General features: G+C 67.1%; 22 protein-coding genes. 15 read left to right on the forward strand and 7 right to left on the reverse strand.

Annotation, left to right across the window (positions count from 1 at the left end):
• Window positions 1–4 precede the first annotated feature (4 nt).
• Complete coding sequence (locus tag ACW4E8_RS08065; RefSeq protein WP_456804018.1) at window positions 5–835, forward strand: carbon-nitrogen hydrolase family protein; 831 nt, start codon at window positions 5–7, stop codon at window positions 833–835.
• 99 nt (window positions 836–934) lie between these two features.
• The gene (tldD, locus tag ACW4E8_RS08070) at window positions 935–2395 is read left to right on the forward strand and encodes a metalloprotease TldD (RefSeq protein WP_456804019.1); all 1461 of its coding nucleotides are present in this window, start codon (window positions 935–937) and stop codon (window positions 2393–2395) included.
• Between the two features lie 64 nt (window positions 2396–2459).
• Here tldD and ACW4E8_RS08075 read toward each other — a convergent pair whose 3' ends face one another.
• Window positions 2460–3515 (reverse strand): class I SAM-dependent methyltransferase, encoded by a 1056-nt coding sequence (locus ACW4E8_RS08075; RefSeq protein WP_456804020.1) that lies wholly within the window; start codon window positions 3513–3515, stop codon window positions 2460–2462.
• 512 nt (window positions 3516–4027) lie between these two features.
• Here ACW4E8_RS08075 and aroG point away from each other — a divergent pair.
• Window positions 4028–5107 (forward strand): 3-deoxy-7-phosphoheptulonate synthase AroG, encoded by a 1080-nt coding sequence (gene aroG / locus ACW4E8_RS08080; RefSeq protein WP_456804021.1) that lies wholly within the window; start codon window positions 4028–4030, stop codon window positions 5105–5107.
• Between the two features lie 98 nt (window positions 5108–5205).
• Here the strand turns inward: aroG and ACW4E8_RS08085 are convergent, their stop codons facing one another.
• Both ACW4E8_RS08085 and ACW4E8_RS08090 read right to left on the reverse strand, forming a co-directional pair.
• Window positions 5206–5604: a c-type cytochrome gene (locus ACW4E8_RS08085; RefSeq protein ID WP_456804022.1), complete on the reverse strand. Its 399-nt coding sequence runs from the start codon at window positions 5602–5604 to the stop codon at window positions 5206–5208.
• A 10-nt stretch (window positions 5605–5614) separates the two neighbouring features.
• Window positions 5615–5962 (reverse strand): c-type cytochrome, encoded by a 348-nt coding sequence (locus ACW4E8_RS08090; protein ID WP_010809064.1) that lies wholly within the window; start codon window positions 5960–5962, stop codon window positions 5615–5617.
• A 539-nt stretch (window positions 5963–6501) separates the two neighbouring features.
• Here ACW4E8_RS08090 and ACW4E8_RS08095 point away from each other — a divergent pair.
• Genes ACW4E8_RS08095 through ACW4E8_RS08105 form a run of 3 tightly spaced genes read left to right on the forward strand, consistent with a single transcriptional unit; the run spans window position 6502 to window position 9203 of the window.
• Window positions 6502–7392, forward strand: a complete 891-nt coding sequence (locus tag ACW4E8_RS08095) for an AAA family ATPase (protein ID WP_456804023.1) — start codon at window positions 6502–6504, stop codon at window positions 7390–7392.
• A 13-nt stretch (window positions 7393–7405) separates the two neighbouring features.
• Window positions 7406–7999, forward strand: a complete 594-nt coding sequence (locus tag ACW4E8_RS08100; protein WP_456804024.1) for a GNAT family N-acetyltransferase — start codon at window positions 7406–7408, stop codon at window positions 7997–7999.
• A gap of 28 nt (window positions 8000–8027) precedes the next feature.
• The gene (locus ACW4E8_RS08105) at window positions 8028–9203 is read left to right on the forward strand and encodes a vWA domain-containing protein (protein WP_013956076.1); all 1176 of its coding nucleotides are present in this window, start codon (window positions 8028–8030) and stop codon (window positions 9201–9203) included.
• A gap of 70 nt (window positions 9204–9273) precedes the next feature.
• On the opposite strand, the gene ACW4E8_RS08110 is transcribed toward ACW4E8_RS08105, so the two are convergent.
• Window positions 9274–10182: a LysR substrate-binding domain-containing protein gene (locus ACW4E8_RS08110; protein ID WP_456804025.1), complete on the reverse strand. Its 909-nt coding sequence runs from the start codon at window positions 10180–10182 to the stop codon at window positions 9274–9276.
• Between the two features lie 124 nt (window positions 10183–10306).
• On the opposite strand from ACW4E8_RS08110, the gene ACW4E8_RS08115 reads away from it, so the two are divergent.
• The 3 genes from ACW4E8_RS08115 to ACW4E8_RS08125 all read left to right on the forward strand — a co-directional run bounded on the left by ACW4E8_RS08115 (window position 10307) and on the right by ACW4E8_RS08125 (window position 13211).
• Window positions 10307–11293, forward strand: coding sequence for a tripartite tricarboxylate transporter substrate binding protein BugE (locus ACW4E8_RS08115; RefSeq protein ID WP_456804026.1), 987 nt, complete (start codon window positions 10307–10309; stop codon window positions 11291–11293).
• 15 nt (window positions 11294–11308) lie between these two features.
• Window positions 11309–12196: an N-formylglutamate amidohydrolase gene (locus ACW4E8_RS08120; RefSeq protein ID WP_456804027.1), complete on the forward strand. Its 888-nt coding sequence runs from the start codon at window positions 11309–11311 to the stop codon at window positions 12194–12196.
• 250 nt (window positions 12197–12446) lie between these two features.
• Entirely contained in the window at window positions 12447–13211 is a 765-nt protein-coding gene (locus tag ACW4E8_RS08125) for a BspC domain-containing protein (protein ID WP_456804112.1), read from the forward strand.
• A gap of 103 nt (window positions 13212–13314) precedes the next feature.
• Here ACW4E8_RS08125 and ACW4E8_RS08130 read toward each other — a convergent pair whose 3' ends face one another.
• Both ACW4E8_RS08130 and yaaA read right to left on the reverse strand, forming a co-directional pair.
• Window positions 13315–14457 (reverse strand): M14 family metallopeptidase, encoded by a 1143-nt coding sequence (locus tag ACW4E8_RS08130; protein WP_456804028.1) that lies wholly within the window; start codon window positions 14455–14457, stop codon window positions 13315–13317.
• A 26-nt stretch (window positions 14458–14483) separates the two neighbouring features.
• Window positions 14484–15269 carry a peroxide stress protein YaaA gene (gene yaaA, locus ACW4E8_RS08135; RefSeq protein WP_456804029.1) on the reverse strand — a complete coding sequence of 262 codons (786 nt, stop codon included), beginning with the start codon at window positions 15267–15269 and terminating at the stop codon, window positions 14484–14486.
• Between the two features lie 49 nt (window positions 15270–15318).
• Here yaaA and ACW4E8_RS08140 point away from each other — a divergent pair, with 49 nt between their 5' ends.
• Both ACW4E8_RS08140 and ACW4E8_RS08145 read left to right on the forward strand, forming a co-directional pair.
• Window positions 15319–15846: a PIN domain-containing protein gene (locus ACW4E8_RS08140; protein WP_456804030.1), complete on the forward strand. Its 528-nt coding sequence runs from the start codon at window positions 15319–15321 to the stop codon at window positions 15844–15846.
• A gap of 83 nt (window positions 15847–15929) precedes the next feature.
• Window positions 15930–17111 (forward strand): pyridoxal phosphate-dependent aminotransferase, encoded by a 1182-nt coding sequence (locus ACW4E8_RS08145; RefSeq protein WP_456804031.1) that lies wholly within the window; start codon window positions 15930–15932, stop codon window positions 17109–17111.
• Window positions 17112–17196: 85 nt separating this feature from the next.
• Here the strand turns inward: ACW4E8_RS08145 and ACW4E8_RS08150 are convergent, their stop codons facing one another.
• Window positions 17197–17841 (reverse strand): glutathione S-transferase, encoded by a 645-nt coding sequence (locus ACW4E8_RS08150; protein ID WP_456804032.1) that lies wholly within the window; start codon window positions 17839–17841, stop codon window positions 17197–17199.
• Between the two features lie 189 nt (window positions 17842–18030).
• Between ACW4E8_RS08150 and ACW4E8_RS08155 the strand changes: the two genes are divergently transcribed.
• The 4 genes from ACW4E8_RS08155 to ACW4E8_RS08170 all read left to right on the forward strand — a co-directional run bounded on the left by ACW4E8_RS08155 (window position 18031) and on the right by ACW4E8_RS08170 (window position 22313).
• Window positions 18031–19554, forward strand: a complete 1524-nt coding sequence (locus ACW4E8_RS08155; protein WP_456804033.1) for a 3-hydroxyacyl-CoA dehydrogenase — start codon at window positions 18031–18033, stop codon at window positions 19552–19554.
• A 33-nt stretch (window positions 19555–19587) separates the two neighbouring features.
• Window positions 19588–20367, forward strand: a complete 780-nt coding sequence (locus tag ACW4E8_RS08160; protein WP_013956061.1) for an oxepin-CoA hydrolase, alternative type — start codon at window positions 19588–19590, stop codon at window positions 20365–20367.
• An 83-nt stretch (window positions 20368–20450) separates the two neighbouring features.
• Window positions 20451–21176: a histidine phosphatase family protein gene (locus ACW4E8_RS08165; RefSeq protein ID WP_456804034.1), complete on the forward strand. Its 726-nt coding sequence runs from the start codon at window positions 20451–20453 to the stop codon at window positions 21174–21176.
• A gap of 60 nt (window positions 21177–21236) precedes the next feature.
• A complete protein-coding gene (locus ACW4E8_RS08170) occupies window positions 21237–22313 on the forward strand; it encodes a phosphotransferase (RefSeq protein ID WP_456804035.1) in 1077 nt (358 codons plus the stop codon).
• Window position 22314 lies beyond the last annotated feature (1 nt).

Consider the following 22314-nt stretch of genomic DNA (forward strand, 5'->3'; position numbering starts at 1 on the left):
GCCTATGACTGCACCCGCCGCCCCCGCCCCGTTCCGCGTTGCCGCCATCCAGACCGTGACCGGCACCTCGCTCGATGCCAACCTGGCGCGCGCCGACGCGCTGATCGCCGAGGCCGCCGCCGGCGGCGCCGCGCTGGTGCTGCTGCCCGAATACTTCTGCATGATGGGCCGCTCCGAATCGGACAAGGTGGCCGTGCGCGAGCATGACGGCGACGGCCCGGTGCAGCAGTTCCTGGCCGATGCGGCACGCCGCCACGGCATCTGGCTGGTCGGCGGCACGCTGCCGATGTGGTGCGACGACCCGGCGCGCGTGTACAACACCTCGCTCGCCTTCAACCCGCGCGGCGAGCGCGTGGCGCGCTACGACAAGATCCACCTGTTCGGCTTCACCCGCGGCACTGAAAGCTACGATGAGTCGCGCACCATCCTGGCCGGGCGCACGCCGGTCAGCTTCGACGCGCCCTGCGGCCGGGTGGCGATGTCGGTGTGCTACGACCTGCGCTTCCCTGAGCTTTACCGCGGACTGGCCGCCGGCGACGGCACCAGCTTGATTCTGATGCCGGCCGCCTTCACCTACACCACGGGGCAGGCGCACTGGGAGATCCTGCTGCGCGCCCGCGCCATTGAAAACCAATGCTATGTGCTGGCCGCGGCACAGGGCGGAAAGCATGAGAACGGCCGCCGCACCTGGGGCCATTCGATGCTGGTCGATCCGTGGGGCGAGGTTCTGGCAACGCTGCCCGAAGGCGAAGGCGTGGTCGGCGGCGTGATCGACCCCGCGCGCCTGGCCGAGGTCCGGCAGAACCTGCCGGCACTGCGACACCGGGTGCTGTAGCATGTACGCAACCGCGGGGGCCGCTACCGGCGCCCGCCTACAGAATTTTTTGCCGCGCCGGCCGCAAGCCGGCGCGTCCCCAGGAAGAAAGGACATCTTATGAACGTCGGCGATCTCGGAATCCGCAACCTGGCCACCGCGCACCAACTGCTGCTGGCACCGTATGGCCTGGACGAGGCCAAGCTGCAGCGCGTGCTGGCCGATATCTTCACGCACAAGGTCGACTATGCCGACCTGTACTTCCAGTACACCCGCAACGAGGCCTGGAGCCTGGAAGAAGGCATCGTCAAGTCGGGCAGCTTCAGCATCGACCAGGGCGTGGGCGTGCGCGCGGTCTCGGGCGACCGCACCGCCTTCGCCTATTCGGACGACATCAGCCTGGCGGCGCTGTCGCAGGCCGCGGCGGCCACGCGCACCATCGGCCGTGCCGGCAACGGCCGCGTCAAGGTGGCCGGCGAGCTGGCCACGCACGCCGGGCGCAACCTGTACACGCCCAACGACCCGCTCGACTCCATGAGCGCGGCCGAGAAGGTGGCGCTGCTGGAGCGCGTCGAGCGCATGGCGCGCGCCAAGGATCCGCGCGTGGTGCAGGTGATGGCAGGCCTGGCCGGCGAATACGACGTGGTGCTGGTGGCGCGCAGCGACGGCGTGATCGCCGCCGACGTGCGTCCGCTGGTGCGGGTCTCGGTCACGGTGATCGCCGAACACGGCGGGCGCCGCGAGGTCGGCTCTTCCGGCGGCGGCGGCCGCTATGCCTATGGCTACTTCACCGACGAGCTGCTGCAGAAGTATGTGGACGAGGCCGTCTCGTCGGCCCTGGTCAACCTGGACGCGCGCCCGGCCCCGGCCGGCGCGATGACCGTGGTGCTGGGTTCGGGCTGGCCCGGCGTGCTGCTGCATGAAGCCGTCGGCCACGGCCTGGAGGGCGACTTCAACCGCAAGGGCTCGTCGGCCTTTGCCGGCCGCATGGGCGAACGCGTCGCGGCCAAGGGCGTGACCGTGGTCGACGACGGCACGCTGCCCAACCGCCGCGGCTCGCTCAACCTGGACGACGAAGGCAACCCGACCCAGTGCACCACGCTGATCGAGGACGGCATCCTGCGCGGCTATATGCAGGACACGCTCAACGCGCGCCTGATGAAGTTGCCGGTCACCGGCAACGCGCGCCGCGAAAGCTATGCCGCGCTGCCGATGCCGCGCATGACCAACACCTACATGCTCAACGGCGACAGGGATCCGCAGGAGATCATCGCCAGCGTCAAGCGCGGCCTGTATGCGGTCAACTTCGGCGGCGGCCAGGTGGACATCACCAACGGCAAGTTCGTGTTCTCGGCCAGCGAGGCCTACATGATCGAGGATGGCAAGATCACCTACCCGGTCAAGGGCGCGACGCTGGTCGGCAACGGCCCGGAATCGCTGAAGGATGTCACCATGATCGGCAACGACATGCGCCTGGACTCGGGCGTCGGCGTCTGCGGCAAGGAAGGCCAGAGCGTGCCAGTGGGCGTGGGCCAGCCGACGCTGCGCATCGAGAACATGACGGTGGGCGGCACCGCCTGACCGGTCCGGCGATAACGCAGACGGGACCCCGCGGGGTCCCGTTTTTCATTGGATCGCGCCGGCTTTACGGCCGCACTTCATACACCAGGTTGAACGGCGTCTGCGCCGCGCGGCGGAAACTGCGGAAGCCGGCCTGCTCCGCCACCCCGCGCATGCGCGCCTCGCCCGCCTGCGCGCCCAGGCACAGGCCGACTTCCTGCGCGCGCGACGCCGGCGTGCAGATGAAGGTGGACGCGGAATAGAACACCCGGCCCACCGGGTTCAGGTTCTGCTCCAGCGTGTCGTTGGCAAACGGCTCCACGATCATCCAGGCGCCATCGGCGCGCAGGGTTTCGCGCACGTGGCGCGCCGCGCCGACCGGATCGCCCATGCCGTGCAGGCAGTCGAACACCGCCACCAGGTCATAGTCCTTGCCGCCGTAGCCCTTGGCGGTGGCCACTTCGAAGCGCACGCGCTCGGCCACGCCGGCGCGGCGCGCGGCTTCGGCGGCATGGCGCACCGAAGGCTCGTGGTAGTCGAAACCGACAAAGCGCGAGGCCGGGTACGCCTGCGCCATGATGATGGTCGACGCGCCGTGGCCGCAGCCCACGTCCGCCACCGACGCGCCCGCCTTGAGCCGCGCCTCCATGCCGTCCAGCGCGGGAATCCACTCCGAAACCAAGTGCGCCGCGTAGCCGGGCCGGAAGAAGCGCTCGGTGCCGTGGAACAGCGCGGGATCGTGCTCGTGCCAGCCCAGCCCGCGGCCGTTGCGGAAGATATCGATGACCTTCGGGATGGCGCGGAACTGCGCCACCGCGATCTGGAACGCGCCCGGGATGAATGCGGGGCTGCCCTCCTGCGCCAGCGCATAGGCCTGCTCTTCGTTCAGGCTGAACTGCCCGGTTGCCGGGTCATAGTCGACGTAGCCGCTGGCCGCCTGGGCCGACAGCCATTCGCGCAGGTAGCGCACGTCCGTATGAGTCTTTGCCGCCAGCACTTCGGCGGTCATTGCTTTTTCCGCCATGGCCTTGTACAGGCCGAGTTCATCGCCCACGACCACGGTCGCGGCATGCATCACCGCGCCGATATCGTTGACGAATTTTTCCATGAAGGCATTCAGCCTCGCTTCATCGACGCTCATGACGCACCTCCCCGTGCTCACCGCTCCCCGGTTCCAATATAGCCCCCGGTTATGTTGGGGAAAGCCGAAAAGCAGCGGCGGGACAAGGCTTGCGCGGCAAGGCTGCAAGCCGCCGGAGGTCGGTGCGCAAGCGCACCGCATGGCCTAGTCGACACTTGCCAACCCTGGCAAAAGGCGCTATAAAGATGCTTCGCCGCGCGACAAGCAACGGACGCACGCCGAAAATTGACCGACCGGCGCGCAATTTCCTGCCTTCCTGCTACGCAGTGCAGCATAAATTCGGCGCCCACGACGATAATCGATTCAAGCTGACCCAAGCCAACGCCTTTTTCCGCCATGTCCGCTAAGTTTTACTTTTACTTTTTTAGCGATCTCACACCGCTGGCGGATAGGGAGGGACGGCTGTAAGCAGCGCCCCGAATACAAAAAAAACCGCCAGCAACCCTGGCGGTTTTTTTATACCCGTTTGTTACCCCACACACTCACGACCTCACAAGAATCCTGGAGCCATCATGCTGAAGAACACCGACGACCTGCGCATTCGCGAACTCAAGGAACTGCTGCCGCCCGCGCACCTGATCCGCGAGTTCGGCTGCTCCGAACAGGCTTCGGACGTGATCTACGGCGCGCGCCAGGCCATGCACCGCATCCTGCACGGCATGGATGACCGCCTGATCGTCATCATCGGCCCGTGCTCGATCCACGATACCCGCGCCGCGCTGGACTACGCCAAGCTGCTCAAGGTCCAGCGCGACCGCTTCGCCGGCGAGCTGGAGGTGGTGATGCGCGTGTACTTCGAGAAGCCGCGCACCACGGTGGGCTGGAAGGGGCTGATCAACGATCCGCACATGGATGGCAGCTTCAAGATCAACGATGGCCTGCGCACCGCGCGCGAGCTGCTGCTGAACATCAGCGAGATGGGCGTGCCCACCGGCACCGAGTACCTCGACATGATCAGCCCCCAATACATCGCCGACCTGGTCAGCTGGGGCGCGATCGGCGCCCGCACCACCGAGTCGCAGGTGCACCGCGAGCTGGCCTCGGGGCTGTCGTGCCCGGTGGGCTTCAAGAACGGCACCGACGGCAACGTCAAGATCGCGGTCGATGCGATCAAGGCCGCGTCGCAGCCGCACCATTTCCTGTCGGTGACCAAGGGCGGCCACTCGGCGATCGTGTCGACCTCGGGCAACGAGGACTGCCACGTGATCCTGCGCGGCGGCAAGGCGCCCAACTACGACGCGGCCAGCGTGCAGGAAGCGTGCGACGCCATCGCCAAGGCCGGCCTGGCCTCGCGCCTGATGGTCGATGCCTCGCACGCCAACAGCAGCAAGCGGCATGAGAACCAGATCCCGGTATGCGAGGACATCGGCCGGCAGATCGCCGGCGGCGACCAGCGCATCATCGGCGTGATGGTGGAATCGCACCTGGTGGCGGGCCGCCAGGACCACGTGCAGGGCCAGCCGGTCGAGGAACTGACCTACGGCCAGTCCGTGACCGATGCCTGCATCGGCTGGGACGACTCGATCAAGGTGCTCGAGGGCCTGGCCGAGTCGGTGCGCCAGCGCCGGCTGGCCTCGGGCAGCGGCAACTGATGCCGCGGCGGGGCCCGGGCCCCGCCCTCCTGCACACAACAAAAAGCCGCTTCCAGGGAAGCGGCTTTTTGCATCGGCGCGGCAGCCGCCGCGCGTTCTTACTTCTTCAGCACCAGGTCGCCAGGCAGCGACTCGATGTAGGCGGCCATGTCCTTCAGCTCCTTGCGGGTGAACGGGCGCGGCTTGCCGTCCTTGTCGGTCACGGCCGGATTGGCGTTGACCTGGCCGGCCATGATGGCGTTGGAACGGCCCACCAGGGCGTTGCCCGACACCTGGTATGACGCCATCGCATGGTACAGGTAGTCGGCGTGCTGGCCGGCCAGCTTGGGGTAATCCGGCGAGATCGGGGCGTTCATGCCCGCGCCATGGCAGGCGACGCAGGCACCCTTTTCCACCAGCGCCTTGCCGGCGGCAAGGTCGGCGGCCGAGGCCGGCATCGCGGCTGCACCCAGCACGAGTGCGCCGAGCGCGAACGAAAGCGTCTTGAGCGTCTTCATGAGGGGTCTCTTACTTGAGGGAATTGTTCTGCGTACCGGCCTTCTGCTGCGAGTAGTAGGCCGCCACGTTGGCGATGTCCTGCTCGGTCAGCGTCGCGGCGATGCCGCGCATGGTCGGGTGCTTGCGCTCGCCCTTCTGGTAGGCTTTGAGCGCGTTCTCGATGTACTTGGCGCTCTGGCCGCCCAGCAGCGGCACTTCATAGATTTCGGGGAATGACGCACGGTAGCCCGGAATGCCGTGGCATCCGATGCACATTGCAACCTTGTCCTTGGCAGCGTCTCCATTGCCCTTGACTTCCTGTGCCTGCGCAGCCGTTGCAGCCGCGCCCAGCACCACCATCGTGAGGAGCTTTTTCATTGTCTTTGCGGATTGGAAGTTAAACCGTGTGACCTGCCCTGCCGGGCGGAGACGGTTTCAGAATGCTTCTGCGGGGAAAACCAGGGCAGCCGGATGGATTGCCGAGGTGCAACCCGCCAGACATGTCGCATCCGGTCTGTTGCCGGGATGTGGAACACCATTCTGGAACCACCTCTCGCAATCGCCGCGACCCGGAAGGGCCGCTGGGACTTCTGAACGCGGACTGCCGGATGCTGGAGAACTGGACGTGGGGGCGCGTCAAACCGCCGCATTGTACCGCAGCCGGCACCTGCCAGTCCAGCAACCGGCCCCGGCCGCCAGCGGCCTGTCAGCGCGCCCCAACACGAACCGCAAAGGTCTTTTATACTGGCTGATCCCGGGAATCTGCACGACCGTTCGCGAATGCTGCCGCCAGCAGCGCGCGGGCGCCCTGCACCGGACCCTGTTTCCATAATGAAAGCGCGCATGACAGCGCGAAGAGACCGCGCCAAGCACGCCAACCCGGCCCTCGATCCGAGGCCGTCACCTCAGGTTGCCTCATGTCAAACACCGCCAACGCTTCCGCCCAAGCTTCCACCGCCCAGCAGGCCCGTTTCGAGGGCACTGACCAGTACGTCGCCACCGACGACCTCAAGCTGGCCGTCAATGCCGCGCGCACGCTGCAGCGCCCGCTGCTGATCAAGGGCGAGCCCGGTACCGGCAAGACCATGCTGGCCGAGGAAGTCGCCGCCGCGCTGGGCATGCCGCTGCAGCAGTGGCATATCAAGTCGACCACCAAGGCGCAGCAGGGCCTGTACGAGTACGACGCGGTGTCGCGCCTGCGCGACTCGCAGCTGGGCGATGACCGCGTCCACGACATCCGCAACTACATCGTCAAGGGCGTGCTGTGGCAGGCCTTTGACGCCGACGAGCAGGTCGTGCTACTGATCGACGAGATCGACAAGGCCGACATCGAATTTCCCAACGACCTGCTGCGCGAACTCGACCGCATGGAGTTCTACGTCTACGAGACGCGCGAGCTGGTCAAGGCCAGGCACCGGCCGCTGGTGATCATCACCTCGAACAACGAGAAGGAGCTGCCCGACGCCTTCCTGCGTCGCTGCTTCTTCCACTACATCAAGTTCCCCGATGCCGAGACGATGCAGCAGATCGTCGACGTGCACTACCCCGGCATCAAACGCGAGCTGGTGGCCGCCGCGCTGGAATCGTTCTACGAGATGCGCAACCTGCCGGGCCTGAAGAAGAAGCCGTCGACCTCCGAACTGATCGACTGGCTCAAGCTGCTGATGGCCGAGGACATCCCGCCCGAGGCACTGAAGAGCCCGGACAAGAAGGCCGCGATCCCGCCGCTGCATGGCGCGCTGCTGAAGAACGAGCAGGACGTGCACTTGTTCGAGCGCCTGGTGTTCATGAACCGCGCCAACCGCTGAGGCGATTCCCGTCATGACCGCGTTCGCCAAACCCGTCACGCTGGTCGGCCGCCACGCCACGCTGGAGCCGCTGCGCCCCGATCACGCCGAAGGCCTGCGCGCCGCCTGCGCCGACGGCGAGTTGTGGAAGCTCTGGTACACCAGCGTGCCCGCGCCCGAGCGCATGGAAGCCGAGATCGCTCGGCGCCTGGGCCTGCAGGAGCAAGGCTCGATGCTGCCGTTCGCGGTGCGCGATGCCGCGGGCGAGCTGGCGGGCATGACCACCTTCATGAATGTCGACGCCGCCAACCGGCGCGTCGAGATCGGTTCGACCTGGTATGCCCGTCGGGTCCAGCGCACGCCGCTGAACACCGAATGCAAGCTGATGCTGCTGGGCCATGCCTTCGACCATCTCGACTGCATCGCCGTGGAATTCCGCACGCACTGGATGAACCAGCAGAGCCGCGCCGCCATCGCGCGCCTGGGCGCCAAGCAGGACGGCGTGCTGCGCAACCACCAGCGCATGCCGGACGGCTCGTTGCGCGACACCGTGGTGTTCTCCATCATCGCCAGCGAATGGCCGACGGTGCGTCAACACCTGCAATTCCAGCTCGACCGTCCGCGCTGAAGCGGCCGCCGACTGAAAGCGAGGCATCATGCTGATCGATTTCTTCTTCTCGCTGCGCCACGCCAAGCTGCCGGTCTCGGTCAAGGAATACCTGACCATGCTGGAAGCGCTCAAGGCGCAAGTCATCTCGCCGTCCATCGACGAGTTCTACTACCTGTCGCGCATGACGCTGGTCAAGGACGAGAAGCACTTCGACAAGTTCGACCAGACCTTTGCCGCCTACTTCAAGGGGGTCGAGAGCCTGGTCGACTGGAAGTCCGACATCCCGCTCGACTGGCTGCAGAAGACGCTGGAGCGCGAACTCTCGCCCGAGGAAAAAGCCAAGATCGAGGCCATGGGCGGCCTCGACAAGCTGATGGAGCGCCTCAAGCAGCTGCTGGAGGAGCAGAAGGAAAAGCACGAGGGCGGCAACAAGTGGATCGGCACGGGCGGCACCTCGCCCTTCGGCCACGGCGGCTACAACCCCGAGGGCATCCGCATCGGCGGCCCGTCCAAGGGCAACCGCACCGCCATCAAAGTGTGGGAGGCGCGCGCCTACAAGGACTATGACGACCAGGTCGAACTGGGCACGCGCAATATCAAGGTGGCGCTGCGCCGGCTGCGCCGCTTCGCCCGCGAAGGCGCCGACACCGAACTGGACCTGGACGACACCATCCACTCCACCGCAGCCAACGCCGGCCTGCTCGACATCAAGCTGCGGCCCGAGCGCCACAACAAGGTCAAGGTGCTGATGCTGATGGACGTGGGCGGCTCGATGGACGACCACATCAAGCGCGTGGAAGAGCTGTTCTCGGCCACCAAGACCGAGTTCAAGCACCTGGAGTACTACTACTTCCACAACTGCCTGTACGACTACGTGTGGAAGAACAACCGCCGCCGCCACGCCGAGAAGCTGGCCACGTGGGACCTGCTGCACAAGTACACGCCCGACTACAAGATCATCTTCGTCGGCGACGCCACCATGAGCCCGTATGAGATCCTGCAGCCGGGCGGCTCGGTGGAGTACAACAACACCGAAGCCGGCGCGGTATGGCTGAACCGGATGACCGAGCAGTTCCCGCATTTCGTCTGGCTCAACCCGGAGCCGGAAGGGCTGTGGCAGTACCGGCAGTCGATCACGGTCATCAACCAGCTGATGAAGGGACGGATGTATCCGGTGACGCTGGCCGGGCTGGAACAGGCGATGAAGGTGCTGTCGAAGTAAGGCGGCGCTGGCTGCGTGAATTGCGCAACGGGGCGGCATCGACATGCCGCCCTTTTTTTATGCTCCCGCCTCAGCCCGGCCGCGCCAGATCGGCCCCTTCCATCACCCATGCGCGGAACGTGCGCAGCGCCGGCAGGTGCTGCTTCTGCTCCGGATAGCACAGGTAATAGCCCTTCTTGGCCAGCACCTGGGCCGGATGCGCCACCACCAGCGCCCCGGTGGCCAGTTCTTCCTCGATCAGGCAGCGCGGGATCAGCGCGATGCCCAGACCCGACAGCGCGGCCTGCGTGAGCAGCGAAAACTGGTCGAAGCGCGCGCCGCTCCAGGCCTCGCGGGTCGGCAGGCCCAGCGTAGCGAACCAGTCGGGCCAGGCTTCGGGCACGGTGGTGTGGTGCAGCAGCGGGTAGCGCAGCAGCGCGGCGGGCGTGGGCGCCACGCCGCCGGGCTCGGACGCCAGCAGGCCCGGGCGGCACACCGGCAGCACCTCGCGCCCGGTCATGTAGTCGGCCAGGCTGCCGGGCCAGACGCCATCGCCGAAGCGGATCGCGGCGTCCAGGTCCGGCTCGGAAAAATCGTAGCCCTGCGCGTGCGGCATGAATTCCAGCATCACCTCCGGATGGCGCGCGAAAAACTGCGGCAGGCGCGGGATCAGCCACTTGGCGCCCAGCGTCGGCATGCTGGCGATATGCAGCACACCGCCCCGCCCCTGCCGCGCCATCAGCTCGACGGTGGCGGCCTCCAGCTCATTCAGGCTGGGGCCGATGCGCTCCAGGTAGCGCTCGCCCGCCGTGGTCAGCACCAGGCGCTGGCGCACGCGCTGGAACAGCTCCACGCCCAGGTAAGCCTCCAGGCTGCGCACCTGCTTGCTGACCGCGCCTTGCGTGACATGCAATTCACGTGCAGCTACGGTAAAACTGTTATGGCGCGCCGCAGCCTCGAAGGCCTGCAACTCGGTCAGCGACGGACATAGGCGCCGCATAAATCACCTCTAATTCACGACCAAATGGAATGAGCTAAGGATTTTATTTCGTTTGCGGCACGCTTGCTCGGGCGCGCAGAATCGTGAAATCCACTTTATTCCTCCCCTCGCCCTGGATCCCCCCATGCAACGTCGCCATCTTCTCCGACTCCTGGCCGCCGCTTCGGCCGCCGCCGCTGCCGGCATCTCCTTCAGCGCTTTCGCCCAGCCCGGCTACCCGACCAAGCCGATCACGCTGGTGGTGCCCTTCCCCGCCGGCGGCACCACCGACATCGTCGCGCGCATCGTCGCCGACAAGCTCGGCCAGCAACTGGGCCAGGCCGTGGTAGTGGACAACCGCGGCGGCGCCGGCGGCAGCATCGGCACCGGTTTCCTGTCCAAGGCCGCGCCGGACGGGTACACGCTGGGCATTGCCACGGCCTCGACCCATGGCATCAATCCGGCGGTCTACCCGCGCCTGTCCTACGATGCAACCAAGGACTTCACCACCATCACCAACCTGGCCTCGGTGCCCAACGTGATGAGCATCAACCCGGCGGTCAAGGCCACCGACATGAAGTCCTTCATCGCGCTGGCGCAGTCGCAGCCCAACAAGCTGGCCTATGGCTCGGCGGGCAACGGCAGCGTCTCGCACATGATGGGGGAACTGTTCAAGATGAGCAGCAAGACCGAACTGCTGCACGTGCCATACAAGGGCGTGGGCCCGGCGCTGAACGACGCGCTGGCGGGCCAGGTGCAGGTGCTGTTCGACAACCTGCCGTCGTCGCTGCCGTTCATTGAAGGCGGCAAGCTGCGTGCGCTCGCCGTGGCAGCGCCCAAGCGCGTGGCCGCGCTGCCCAACGTGCCGACCTTCGCTGAATTGGGCCTGGGCGAAGTCAACGACGCCGCCTGGTTCGGCCTGATCGCACCGGCCAACCTGCCGGCGGATATCCAGACCAGGCTCCACACCGCCGCGGTCAAGGTCCTGGCACTGCCGGAAGTGAAGGCCAAGCTCGAGAAGCTGGGCGCGACCCCGGTGGGCGATACGCCGGCGCACTTTGCCGCCCAGATCAAGAGCGAAGTGGCCAAGAACAAGCGCGTGGCCGCCGCCGCCAAGATCTCGCTCGACTGATTCCACAGCAACACCATGACCGACACCGACCGAACCACCGCGGACAGTCCGTTCTACCTGTACCAGCCCGAGGGCGAGCCCGCTGCGCTGTTCCTGGACTCGCCGCACAGCGCGACGATCTACCCGACGGACTTCCGCCCCGACCCCGCCCTGCCGCTGCCGCTGCTGCGCCAGGCCGAAGACACCTTTGTCGACGAGCTCTACGCCGGCGCCCCGGCGCGCGGCATCCCGCTGCTGTGCGCGGGCTTTCCGCGCAGCTACCTGGACGCCAACCGCGCGCTGGAAGAAATCGACGAAGCCCTGCTCGACACACCCTGGCCCGGCGCCAGGCAGGAGACCTCCAAGACCCGGCTGGGCAAGGGCCTGGTCTGGCGCGTGCTGGACACCGGCGAGGCCATCTACGACCGCAAGCTGAGCGTGGAAGAAGTGCAGGCGCGCATCAACCGCTGCTACCTTCCCTATTACGCGCAGCTGCAGAAGCTGGCCGACCGCGCCGTCGCCAGCCACGGCAGCGCCTGGCATATCAACTGCCATTCGATGCCGAGCCACGCCGCGCCATTCGCCACCGAGTTCCCGGGGCTGGAGCATCCGGACTTCGTGGTGGGCGACCGCGACGGCACCACCTGCGACAAGCGCTTCACCGACCGGGTCGAGGGCGTGCTCAAGGAGATGGGCTACGACGTCTGGCGCAACCACCCGTACAAGGGCGTGGAGATCGTGCGCGTGGTGGGGCAGCCCCAGGCCGGCTGCCACAGCCTGCAGCTGGAGGTCAACCGCAAGCTCTATATGGACGAGGTGGGCCTGACGCATACCGCGGGCTTTGCCAGGCTGCGCCATGACCTGAACCTGCTGCTAGACGAGCTGCTGCGCTTTACGCGCTCGATGCCGTCGCGCGTGGCCTGACCCGGGCCGGGGCTGCGCCACGCAGCCCTGCATACGCCACGGGTTCACCGCAGTTGTGCGAGATATGGGATTCCTGCTAGCGCACAAGTCACTTGCTACACGACATCAAGCGTTAGAAGAATGGGTAACAAGATTTAGGAACTTTGTCAGATAGGTTTCCTCTATCATGGCATTCCTTTGCGAACCCATCTTTCCTGCCGGCCCCTACGGCCCCGCGGGCAAACCCAAGAACGCACACACCGCTCACACCGTGATCCGACGAATCTCCGAACTGCTCGGCAGCCGGCTCCGCATGGTGGCTGCCGCAGTGGCCGGTGCGATCGCGCTGGCAGGCTGCGCCAATATGCCGGCCGATGATGCCAGCGCCGGCCCGGCCCCGGCACCCGCCGCCGCGCCCGCCCGACCTGCCGCCGCCCCGGCACCCGCCACTTCCACTCCACCCACCAAGACCGTCACCCTGCCCGACCGTGGCCGCGTCAGCCTGTCCGAGTACCGGACCCGCATGCGCGAACAACTGATGAAGACCGAGAGCGCCTCCAGCGACGTGGCGGACTGCGCCGCCCACGCCAGTTGGGTGGTGCCGCGCTCGGCCAGCTACGATGCATTGAAGATCCCCACCGGCGCGCTCGCCGCGGGACAGGCCACGACCGAGCCATGGAGCGGACGCTTCTCGCCCGGCAAGCAGGCCGTGCCGGTCAGCTCGGTGGTCACCTTCGCCGCCACCGCGCACAAGCGCCGCGGCAGCGACGACTGGCAGCCGGTGAAGGTGCGCTGCGGTTATGAAGACGGGATGATGCTGGCGTATGAGCTGCTGGACAGCGGCGGCGCCACCATCAGCGAACCGGCTGCCGCGCCGGCCGTGCCTGCTGCTACGCAAACTTCGGCAAGCAAGAGCCGCAAGGGGGCCAAGGGGAAGAGCACGGCTTCGAAGTCGGGCAAGGCGTCGAAGTCAACGACCGCCAAGTCCACCTCCGGCCCGGCCAAGACGACCAGCAAGACCAAGAAGAAGCAATAGGCGCAAAGCGGGCGCACCGCGTCCGCGCCAACGCCGTTCCGGCCCACCCGCCAAGGCCGCTCCGGCCCATCCGGTTTCGTCCGGTTGGGCCGTTTGCGTTGGCTCAGCCCAGGAAGTCCAGGATTGCCTGCAGCATCGCCGTCCCCAGCAGCGCACTGCGCGCGCCGTTCCAGCCGACCGCCGGATCCGGCAGATCGGCATTGTCCTTGAACGGCATCTCCAGCGTCAGCGCCAGGCAGCCGAAGGTATGCCCGATGTACTTGGAGGCCAGCTTGAGCGCATCAGCGTTGTACTTGCTGGCCGCGTAGCCGTGCACATTCTGGAAATCCGGCGAGGCCCGCTTGAAGGCCTCGATAAAGCGCTGCTGCTCGCGCCGGCGCGCCTCGGTAAAGCCCGGCAGCATCTCGCTGCCGGCGACGAAGTTGTACGGCAGGCCCTCGTCGCCATGGATGTCGAAGAACATGTCGCAGCCGGTGGCCTCGATGGCGCGGCGCACGTGATAGACCTCGGGGCTGGTATCCGGGCTCGGCGTCATCCACTCGCGGTTCAGGTTGGCGCCGGCGGCGTTGGTGCGCAGGTTGCCGCGCGCCGAGCCGTCCGGGTTCATGTTCGGCACGATTTGGAAGACCGCGCGCTCCAGCAGCTTGCGCGCAACCGGGTCGCCCGCCCACATGCCGGTGCCGGTCAGGCGCTGCAGCACGCCTTCGACAAACCATTCGGCCATGCTCTCGCCCGGGTGCTGGCGCGCGATCATCCAGATGGTCTTCTTGCCGGGGCCGGGCTGGCCCAGCGTGACGCGGGTCATGTCGCGCCCGTCCACGGTGCTGCCCAGGTGCGACAGCCGCGCCAGCGGCGAGCGCTGGCAGCTGGCCAGCAGCGACAGGTGGCGCTCATCCGGATACGGCTCGAAATACGCAAACCAGATGCTGTCGTGCTCGGGCGTGCATTCCACCGTCATCACCTGGCCGTCGAAGCGCGTCGGCACGCGGAACCAGTTGGCGCGGTCGTACGAGGCCACCGCGCGGTAGTCGCGCCATCCATCCGGATAGGTGCAGTCGCCGGCGTTCAGGAAGTGCATCCGGCACGCCTGCCCCCCCGCGCCCTGCAGGCGGAAATGGAACCACTGGCGGAAGTCGGCGTGCGAGTCGGCGCGGATGCGCAGGCGGATATCGTCGGCGCGGTCGAGCGCCTCGACCTCGATGGCACCGGAGTCGAAAAGCGAAGAGATGTGCAAGGCGGCAGGCATGGCTGGCAGTCTCGTGGCGATGGGTTTCAGTCTTCCAGGCGGCGGCGGAACACCCACCGGGTGGCATCCGAGGCCGCGGCGTCGAAGGCGTAGCCGTCTTCGGCAAAGCGCTTGAGCTTTTCCGGCTCGGTCACGCGATGCGTCACCGCGTAGCGCGCCATGGTGCCGCGCGCGCGCTTGGCGTGGAACGAAATGATCTTGTAGCGGCCGCCCTTCCAGTCCTCGAACACCGGCGTGACGATGCGCGCCTGCAGCACCTTGGGCCGCACCACCTTGAAATATTCTTCCGAGGCCAGGTTGACCAGCACCGGCGCGCCTTCCTGCTTGAGCGCGGCCATGTCGGCGTTGATCATCTGCGTGACATCGTCGCCCCAGAACGCGTACAGGTCCTTGCCGGCAACGTTGTCGAGGCGCGTGCCCATCTCCAGCCGGTAGGGCTGCATCCAGTCCAGCGGGCGCAGCACGCCGTACAGGCCGGACAGGATGCGGATGTGCTTCTGCGCAAAGCCGAGGTCGTCGGCCGACAGCGTCTTCGCATCCAGGCCGTCGTAGACGTCGCCATTGAAGGCCAGCACCGCCTGCTTGCTGTTGGCCGCGGTGAACTCCGGCGACCAGTCGCCGTAGCGCGTCACATTGAGCACCGCGAGCTTGTCGGAGATGTCCATCAGCGCGCCCACATCCTGCGGCGCCAGCTTGCGCAAGCGCTCGATCAGCGTGGCGGAACGGTCGATAAAGCGCGGCAGCGTATGGGTCTTGAGGCGCGGGGGAGTCTCGTAGTCCAGCGACTTGGCGGGAGACAAAACGATGAGCATGGCAAAATCGCGGCAGTAGCCAAGGACAAACAAGCCAAGATTGTAGCGAATGCGCCTCGACACCACCGGAACCACCCTCTTCGCCAGCCCCGCCGGCATCACATCTGCGCCGCGCGTGGTGCTGGACTCCAATATCTGGGTGGACCTGCTGGTCTTCCGCGACCCCCATGTGGAGCCGATCCGCGCGGCGCTGGAGGCCGGCACCATCGCCCCGGTGATCCGCGCCGACTGCCGCGAGGAACTGCGCCGGGTGCTGGCCTATCCGCAATTTGCCCGCTTTGACGTCGATATCGACGCCGCGCTGGCCACCGTCGACCGCCTCGCCAGCCTGGAAGCCGCGCCGCCGCAGGCCGACTATGACGCCATCAGCCTGCCCCGCTGCAAGGACACCGACGACCAGAAGTTCGTTGAGCTGGCGCACTTTGCCGGCGCCGCCTGCCTGGTATCGAAGGACAAGGCCGTGCTCAAGCTGCGCACCCGCCTGCGCCGCAGCAGCGGCGTGGAAGTGATGACGCCACCGGCCTTCGGTGCCTGGCTGGCCGCGCTTGGCGCCGCCAGCGCCGCCGATCCGCTTTAGAATGTCGGCTCCCGGCGCCGCCTCCTCGGTGGCGCCGCACGCCTGATCGCATCCCGTCCCCACCGCATCGACACGTTCGCATCATGTCCGCAGACACCACCCACACCCAGTTGACGCCGCTGACCCCGCCGCCCTCGCGCCTGCCCGCCGTCGGCACCACCATCTTCACCGTGATGTCCGCGCTGGCCACCGAGAAGAACGCCGTCAACCTGGGCCAGGGCTTCCCGGACTTCGACTGCGACCCGAAGATCGTCGATGCCGTGACCGCTGCCATGCGCGCCGGTCATAACCAGTACCCGCCGATGCCGGGCGTGCCACGCCTGCGCCAGGCCATCGCCGCCAAGATCGCCAGCCTCTATGGCCACCAGTACAGCTGGGACACCGAGATCACCGTCACCGCCGGCGCCACCCAGGGCATCCTGACCGCGATCCTGTGCGCGGTGCATCCGGGCGACGAGGTGATCGTGCTGGAGCCGTGCTACGACAGCTACCTGCCCGCGATCGAGCTGGCCGGCGCCACCGCCGTGCCGGTCACGCTGGAAGCGCCGGAATTCCGCGTGCCATTCGACAAGCTGGCCGCCGCGATCACGCCGCGCACGCGCATGATCCTGATCAACACGCCGCACAACCCCACCGGCACGATCTTGCGCGCGGCCGACATGGACCAGCTGGCGCAGATCCTGGCCGGCACCGACATCCTGCTGCTCTCGGACGAGGTCTACGAGCACATGGTCTACGACGGCCAGCAGCACGCCTCGGTCTCGCGCCATGCTGAGCTTGCGCGCCGCAGCTTCGTGATCTCCAGCTTCGGCAAGACCTATCACGTGACCGGCTGGAAGGTCGGCTACGTGGCCGCGCCGGCCGCGCTGATGGCCGAGTTCCGCAAGGTGCACCAGTTCAACGTGTTCACCGTGAACACGCCGGTGCAGCACGGCCTGGCCGACTACATGGCCGACCCCGCGCCCTACCTGCAGCTGTCGGCGTTCTACCAGGCCAAGCGCGACTTCTTCCGCGCCGGGCTGGCCAACAGCCGCTTCAAGCTGCTGCCGTCGGACGGCACCTACTTCCAGTGCGTCGACTACTCGGCCATTTCCGACCTGAGCGAGGCCGACTTCGCCATGTGGCTGACGCGCGAGATCGGCGTTGCCGCGATCCCGGTCTCGGCCTTCTACACGCAGCCGCGTGAATCGGGCGTGGTGCGCTTCTGCTTTGCCAAGAAGGAAGAGACGCTGGCGCTGGCGCTGGAGCGGCTGGGCAAGCTGTAGGCACAGGCCTGGCCTCTGCGCCAACGAAAAACGCCCGCGAACCAGTCGCGGGCGTTTTACCTTGTGCCGCCGGTTTTGTGGCCGGTTACTTGTTGTTGCGGCTCGCCATCAGCTCAAGATTGGCCTTGCGGTCGGCATTGACCTTCTGCACCGATTCACGCGCCGACAGCGTCTTCAGGTAGTCCTTGACCGGCAGGTCGGCCAGCAGGTCGGTGCCGTAGATGATCTTGGTGCACGACGACACCAGCGGCAGATGCGCCGCGGCGGCGCAGTCGGCCAGCGTGAAGGTGTCGCCGGCGATATACGGCGAGAACTTCGCCAGCTTGGCGAAGGCGGGGACATAGCGCGTCAGCAGCTTGTGCTGGCGGTCCTTGACGCCATCGCTGACCTTGCCGCCGAAGAATGCCTCGGCGTACAGCTCGCGCGCGGTCAGCTCCAGGTACAGTTCCATGAAGACGACGATCTCGCGCACCTTGGCGGCCTGGTACGGGTCGCTCGGCAGCAGCGGCGTCTGCGGATAGGCCGCCTCTACGTAGTCGACGATGGCTTCGGACTCGCACAGCGGGCCGGATTCGGTGATGATGTAGGGCACCTTGCCCGCGGGCGAGGCCGCCAGGTCAGTCTGGCCGATCCAGGCCAGCACCTCTTCGAACGGCACGTTCTTTTCCAGCAGCGCCAGCTTCACTTTGTTGTAGTAGTTGCTGGCGGCAAAACCGCAGAGCTTCAGCATGTCGTCTCTCTCCGTTATTGGAATGATCCCCGCATCGCACGGTGCGGATGTCGGGTGATTGTGGACCATCCGGGGTCTGCAGTGTACCGGCTGGCCGATCAGCGCACGCCGCCTGCCCCGCCGGACTGTTGCGGAAGGTGCAAAAAACGTACGATCGTGCTAATTTAACCACAACTTTTGGGACGAATGATGAGCACTTTCACCATCGATACGCTGGGTATCGTCGGCACCGGCGCCATGGGCCGGGGCATCGCGCAGATCGCCGCGCAGGCGGGCCTGACCGTCAACCTGTACGACGCCAACCCGCAAGCGGTGGCCGCCGCGCGCCAGTACCTGCAGGACACGCTGGCCAAGCTCGCCGACAAGGGCAAGATCAGCGCCGCCGACGCCGAGGCCACGCTGGCCCGCGTCAAGCCGTGCGGCACGCTGGAAGACCTGGCCGGCTGCGACATGGTGCTGGAAGCCATCGTCGAGAAGCTGGAAGTCAAGCGCGACCTGATCGCCAAGCTTGAAGCCGTGCTGCGTGAAGACGCCGTCATTGCCTCAAATACGTCCTCGCTGTCGATCACCGCGATTGCCGTGGGTTCGAAGCACCCGGGCCGCATCGCCGGCTACCACTTCTTCAACCCGGTGCCGCTGATGAAGGTGGTCGAGGTCATCGACGGCCTGTCGGGCAACCCCGCGGTGGGCGACGCGCTGATGGCGCTGTCGCGCCGCATGGGCCATACGCCGGTGCGCTGCAAGGACATGCCGGGCTTTATCGTCAACCATGCCGGCCGCGGCATGAATATCGAAGGCCTGAAGGTCGCGCAGGAGGGCGTGGCCGGGTTCGCCGACATCGACAACATCATGCGCGAGCAGGCCGGCTTCCGCATGGGCCCGTTCGAGCTGATGGACCTGACCGGGCTGGACGTGTCGCACCCGGTGATGGAATCGATCTACAACCAGTTCTACCAGGAACCGCGCTACCGCCCCTCGCCGATCACCGCGATCCGCGCGGTCGGCGGGCTGATCGGCCGCAAGGCCGGCGCCGGTTTCTATGCTTACGCCGATGGCCAGAAGCAAGTGCCGGCCGCTGCCGCGGTGCCGGGCGCGCGCCCGTCGAGCGTGTGGGTCAGCCACGCCAGCGAGCGCGGCCACGCCATGGTGAGCAAGCTGCTGGGCGCGCTGGGCGTGACCCCGGAGGGCGGCAACAAGCCGTCGGCCGATGCGCTGATCATCGTCACCCCGCTGGGCCTGGACGCCACCACCAGCGCGCTGCAACAGGGCCTGGACCCGGCCCGCACCGTCGCCATCGACACGCTGCTGCCGTTCGAGGCCACCAAGCGCCGCACGCTGATGACCACGCCGGCCACCAGCGCCGCCGCCCGTGACGCCGCGCACGGCCTGTTTGGCAGCGACGGCGTGCCGGTCACGGTGATCCGTGATTCGGCCGGCTTTGTCGCGCAGCGCGTGCTCTGCTGCATCATCAATATCGCCAGCGATATCGCGCAGCAACGCATCGCCACGCCGTCGGACATCGACCTCGCCGTCAACCTGGGCCTGGGCTATCCCAAGGGCCCGCTGGCGCTGGGCGACGCGGTCGGCCCGCAACTGGTGCTGGAGACGCTGCGCAACATGGAAGCGCTGACTGGCGACATGCGCTACCGCCCGAGCCCGTGGCTGTGGCGCCGTGCCGGCCTGGGCCTGTCGCTGCTGGCCGAAGAGCAGTAAGCCCGCCTCCGCCCCACCGACCGAGCCACGCCCATGCCCGCACAGTTGCTTTCCCACCGCGTCGATTCGACGCTGGTGCTGACCATCTCGAACCCCGAGGCACGCAATGCGCTGCACCCGGACATCTACGCGGCCTCGCAGCAGGCGCTGGATCAGGCCGCGGCCGATGACTCGGTGCGCGCGGTCATCATCACCGGCGCCGACGGCATTTTCTGCGCCGGCGGCAACCTGAACCGGCTGCTCGGCAACCGCAGCCAGCCGCAGGAGGTGCAGGCCGCCAGCATCGCCCTGCTGAACGGCTGGGTCGAGTCGCTGCACGCCTTTCCCAAGCCGATCATCGCGGCGGTGGAAGGCGCGGCCGCGGGCGCGGGATTCTCGGTGGTGCTGGCGTGCGACTTCGTGGTGGCGGCCAGCAATGCCAAGTTCGTGATGGCCTATGTCTCCGTGGGGCTCACGCCCGACGGCGGCGGCTCGTATGAGATCGCACGCGCGCTGCCGCGGCCGCTGGCCAGCGAGCTGATGATGGAAGGCAAGCCGGTGGACGCGGCCCGGCTGGCGCAGTTCGGGCTGGTCAACCGCGTCACCGAGCCGGGCCAGGCTCTGGACGAGGCCCTGCGCCTGGCCGCGGGCCTTGCCCGCCAGTCGCCGCACGCGGTGGGCCGCATCAAGGACCTGATCAACCACGCGGCCACGGCCTCGCGCGCCGAACACCTGCTGGCCGAGCGCGACAGCTTCGTCGCCGCGCTGCATCACCCCGACGGCGGCGAAGGCATCAGCGCCTTCCTGGAAAAGCGCAAGCCGCAGTACCGCTGAAGCCGGGCGCCGCACGCCTGGCTTTACCCGAACGGCCAGCCCGCGACAGACGGGCATGCCGGCACAATGCTAGGAGACAACGCATGGAATTGCCGCCGTCCTCGCGTCGCCGCATCTACCTGATGCGCCATGGTGCCGTTTCGTACTTCGATGAAGCCGGGCGCCCCGCCCTGCCCGAGATGGTGCCCCTGAACGAGACCGGCCGCATGCAGGCCACCGCCGCCGGCCGCGCCTTTGCCGCCGAACAGATCCGCTTCGACCGCGTCATCGTCAGCGGCCTGCCGCGCACCGTCGAGACGGCTGAGCGTGTGCTGGCCGAACTGCCCGGGATGGACGACGTGGTGCCGGAAGTCTGGCCCGCGCTGCAGGAGATCCGCGGCGGCGACCTGTCCGCGATCGCCGACCAGGACCTGCGCGACGCCTTCGTCGGCGCCTTCGAAGGCGAAGTCCCGGAAGCCAAGCGCTTCCTCAACGGCGAGACCATCGGCCAGTTCCTCGACCGCGTGCTGCCCGCGCTGGAGCGCCTGCGCGCCGATCCCGACTGGGACACCGCGCTGATGGTGCTGCACGGCGGCACCAACCGCGCCATCCTGTCGCAGGCCATCACCTGCGGGCGGCGCGTGTTCTTCGGCTCGCTGCTGCAGACCGCGGGCTGCATCAATGTGCTCGACATGGGCGACGACCCGCTCGACTGGGTGGTGCGCATGACCAACTACTCGCCGCCCACGCCCGTGCACAGCGGCACGCGCCACACCACCATGGAAGTGCTGCTGCACCAGTATTTGCGCGGACGCCAGCCGCAGGGCTGAGTGCGCCGCGGACTTGATCGAATCCCAACCGATACCGAACAGAAAACCAACGGAGACAGCATGACGAGCAACGTATCGCACTTCGAGGGCACGCGCCCGGTGGCGGACCAGCAGCGCTTCGACACCGACGCGCTGGAAGCCTGGATGCGCCAGCACGTGGAGGGCTTTGCCGGCCCGCTGACCGTGGAGCAGTTCAAGGGCGGCCAGTCGAACCCGACCTTCAAGCTGGTCACGCCGGGCCAGACCTACGTGATGCGCGCCAAGCCCGGCCCCAAGAGCAAGCTGCTGCCGTCGGCGCACGCGATCGAGCGCGAGTACCGCGTGATGGCGGCGCTGGCCGGCAGCGACGTGCCGGTGGCGCGCATGTACGCGCTGTGCGAGGACGAATCCGTGATCGGCCGCGCCTTCTACATCATGGAATTCGTCGCCGGCCGCGTGCTGTGGGACCAGTCGCTGCCGGGCATGAGCACCGCCGAGCGCAGCGCCATCTACGACGAGATGAACCGCGTCATCACCGCGCTGCACACGGTCGACTACAACGCCATCGGCCTGGGCGACTACGGCAAGCCCGGCAATTACTTCCAGCGCCAGATCGAGCGCTGGACCAAGCAGTACAAGCTGTCCGAGACCGAATCGATCCCGTCGATGGACGCGCTGATGGACTGGCTGCCGCAGCATATCCCGCAGGAAGACGCCGACCTGACCTCGATCGTGCATGGCGACTACCGGCTGGACAACCTGATGTTCCACCCGACCGAGCCGCGCGTGCTGGCGGTGCTGGACTGGGAATTGTCCACGCTGGGCCACCCGATGGCCGACTTCAGCTACCACTGCATGAGCTGGCATATCGCCCCGGGCCAGTTCCGCGGCATTGCAGGCCTGGACTTCGCCGCGCTGGGCATCCCGGACGAAGCCAGCTACCGCCGCCTGTACGAGCAGCGCACCGGCCGCCCGATCACCGGCGACTGGAACTTCTACCTGGCCTTCAGCATGTTCCGCATCGCCGGCATCCTGCAGGGGATCATGAAGCGCGTGGTGGACGGCACCGCGTCGTCGGCGCAGGCGCTGGACGCGGGCAAGCGCGCGCGGCCGATGGCGGAGATGGGGTGGCAGTACGCGCAGAAGGCGAAGGGCTGAC

The organism is Cupriavidus sp. CP313 (assembly GCF_054072015.1).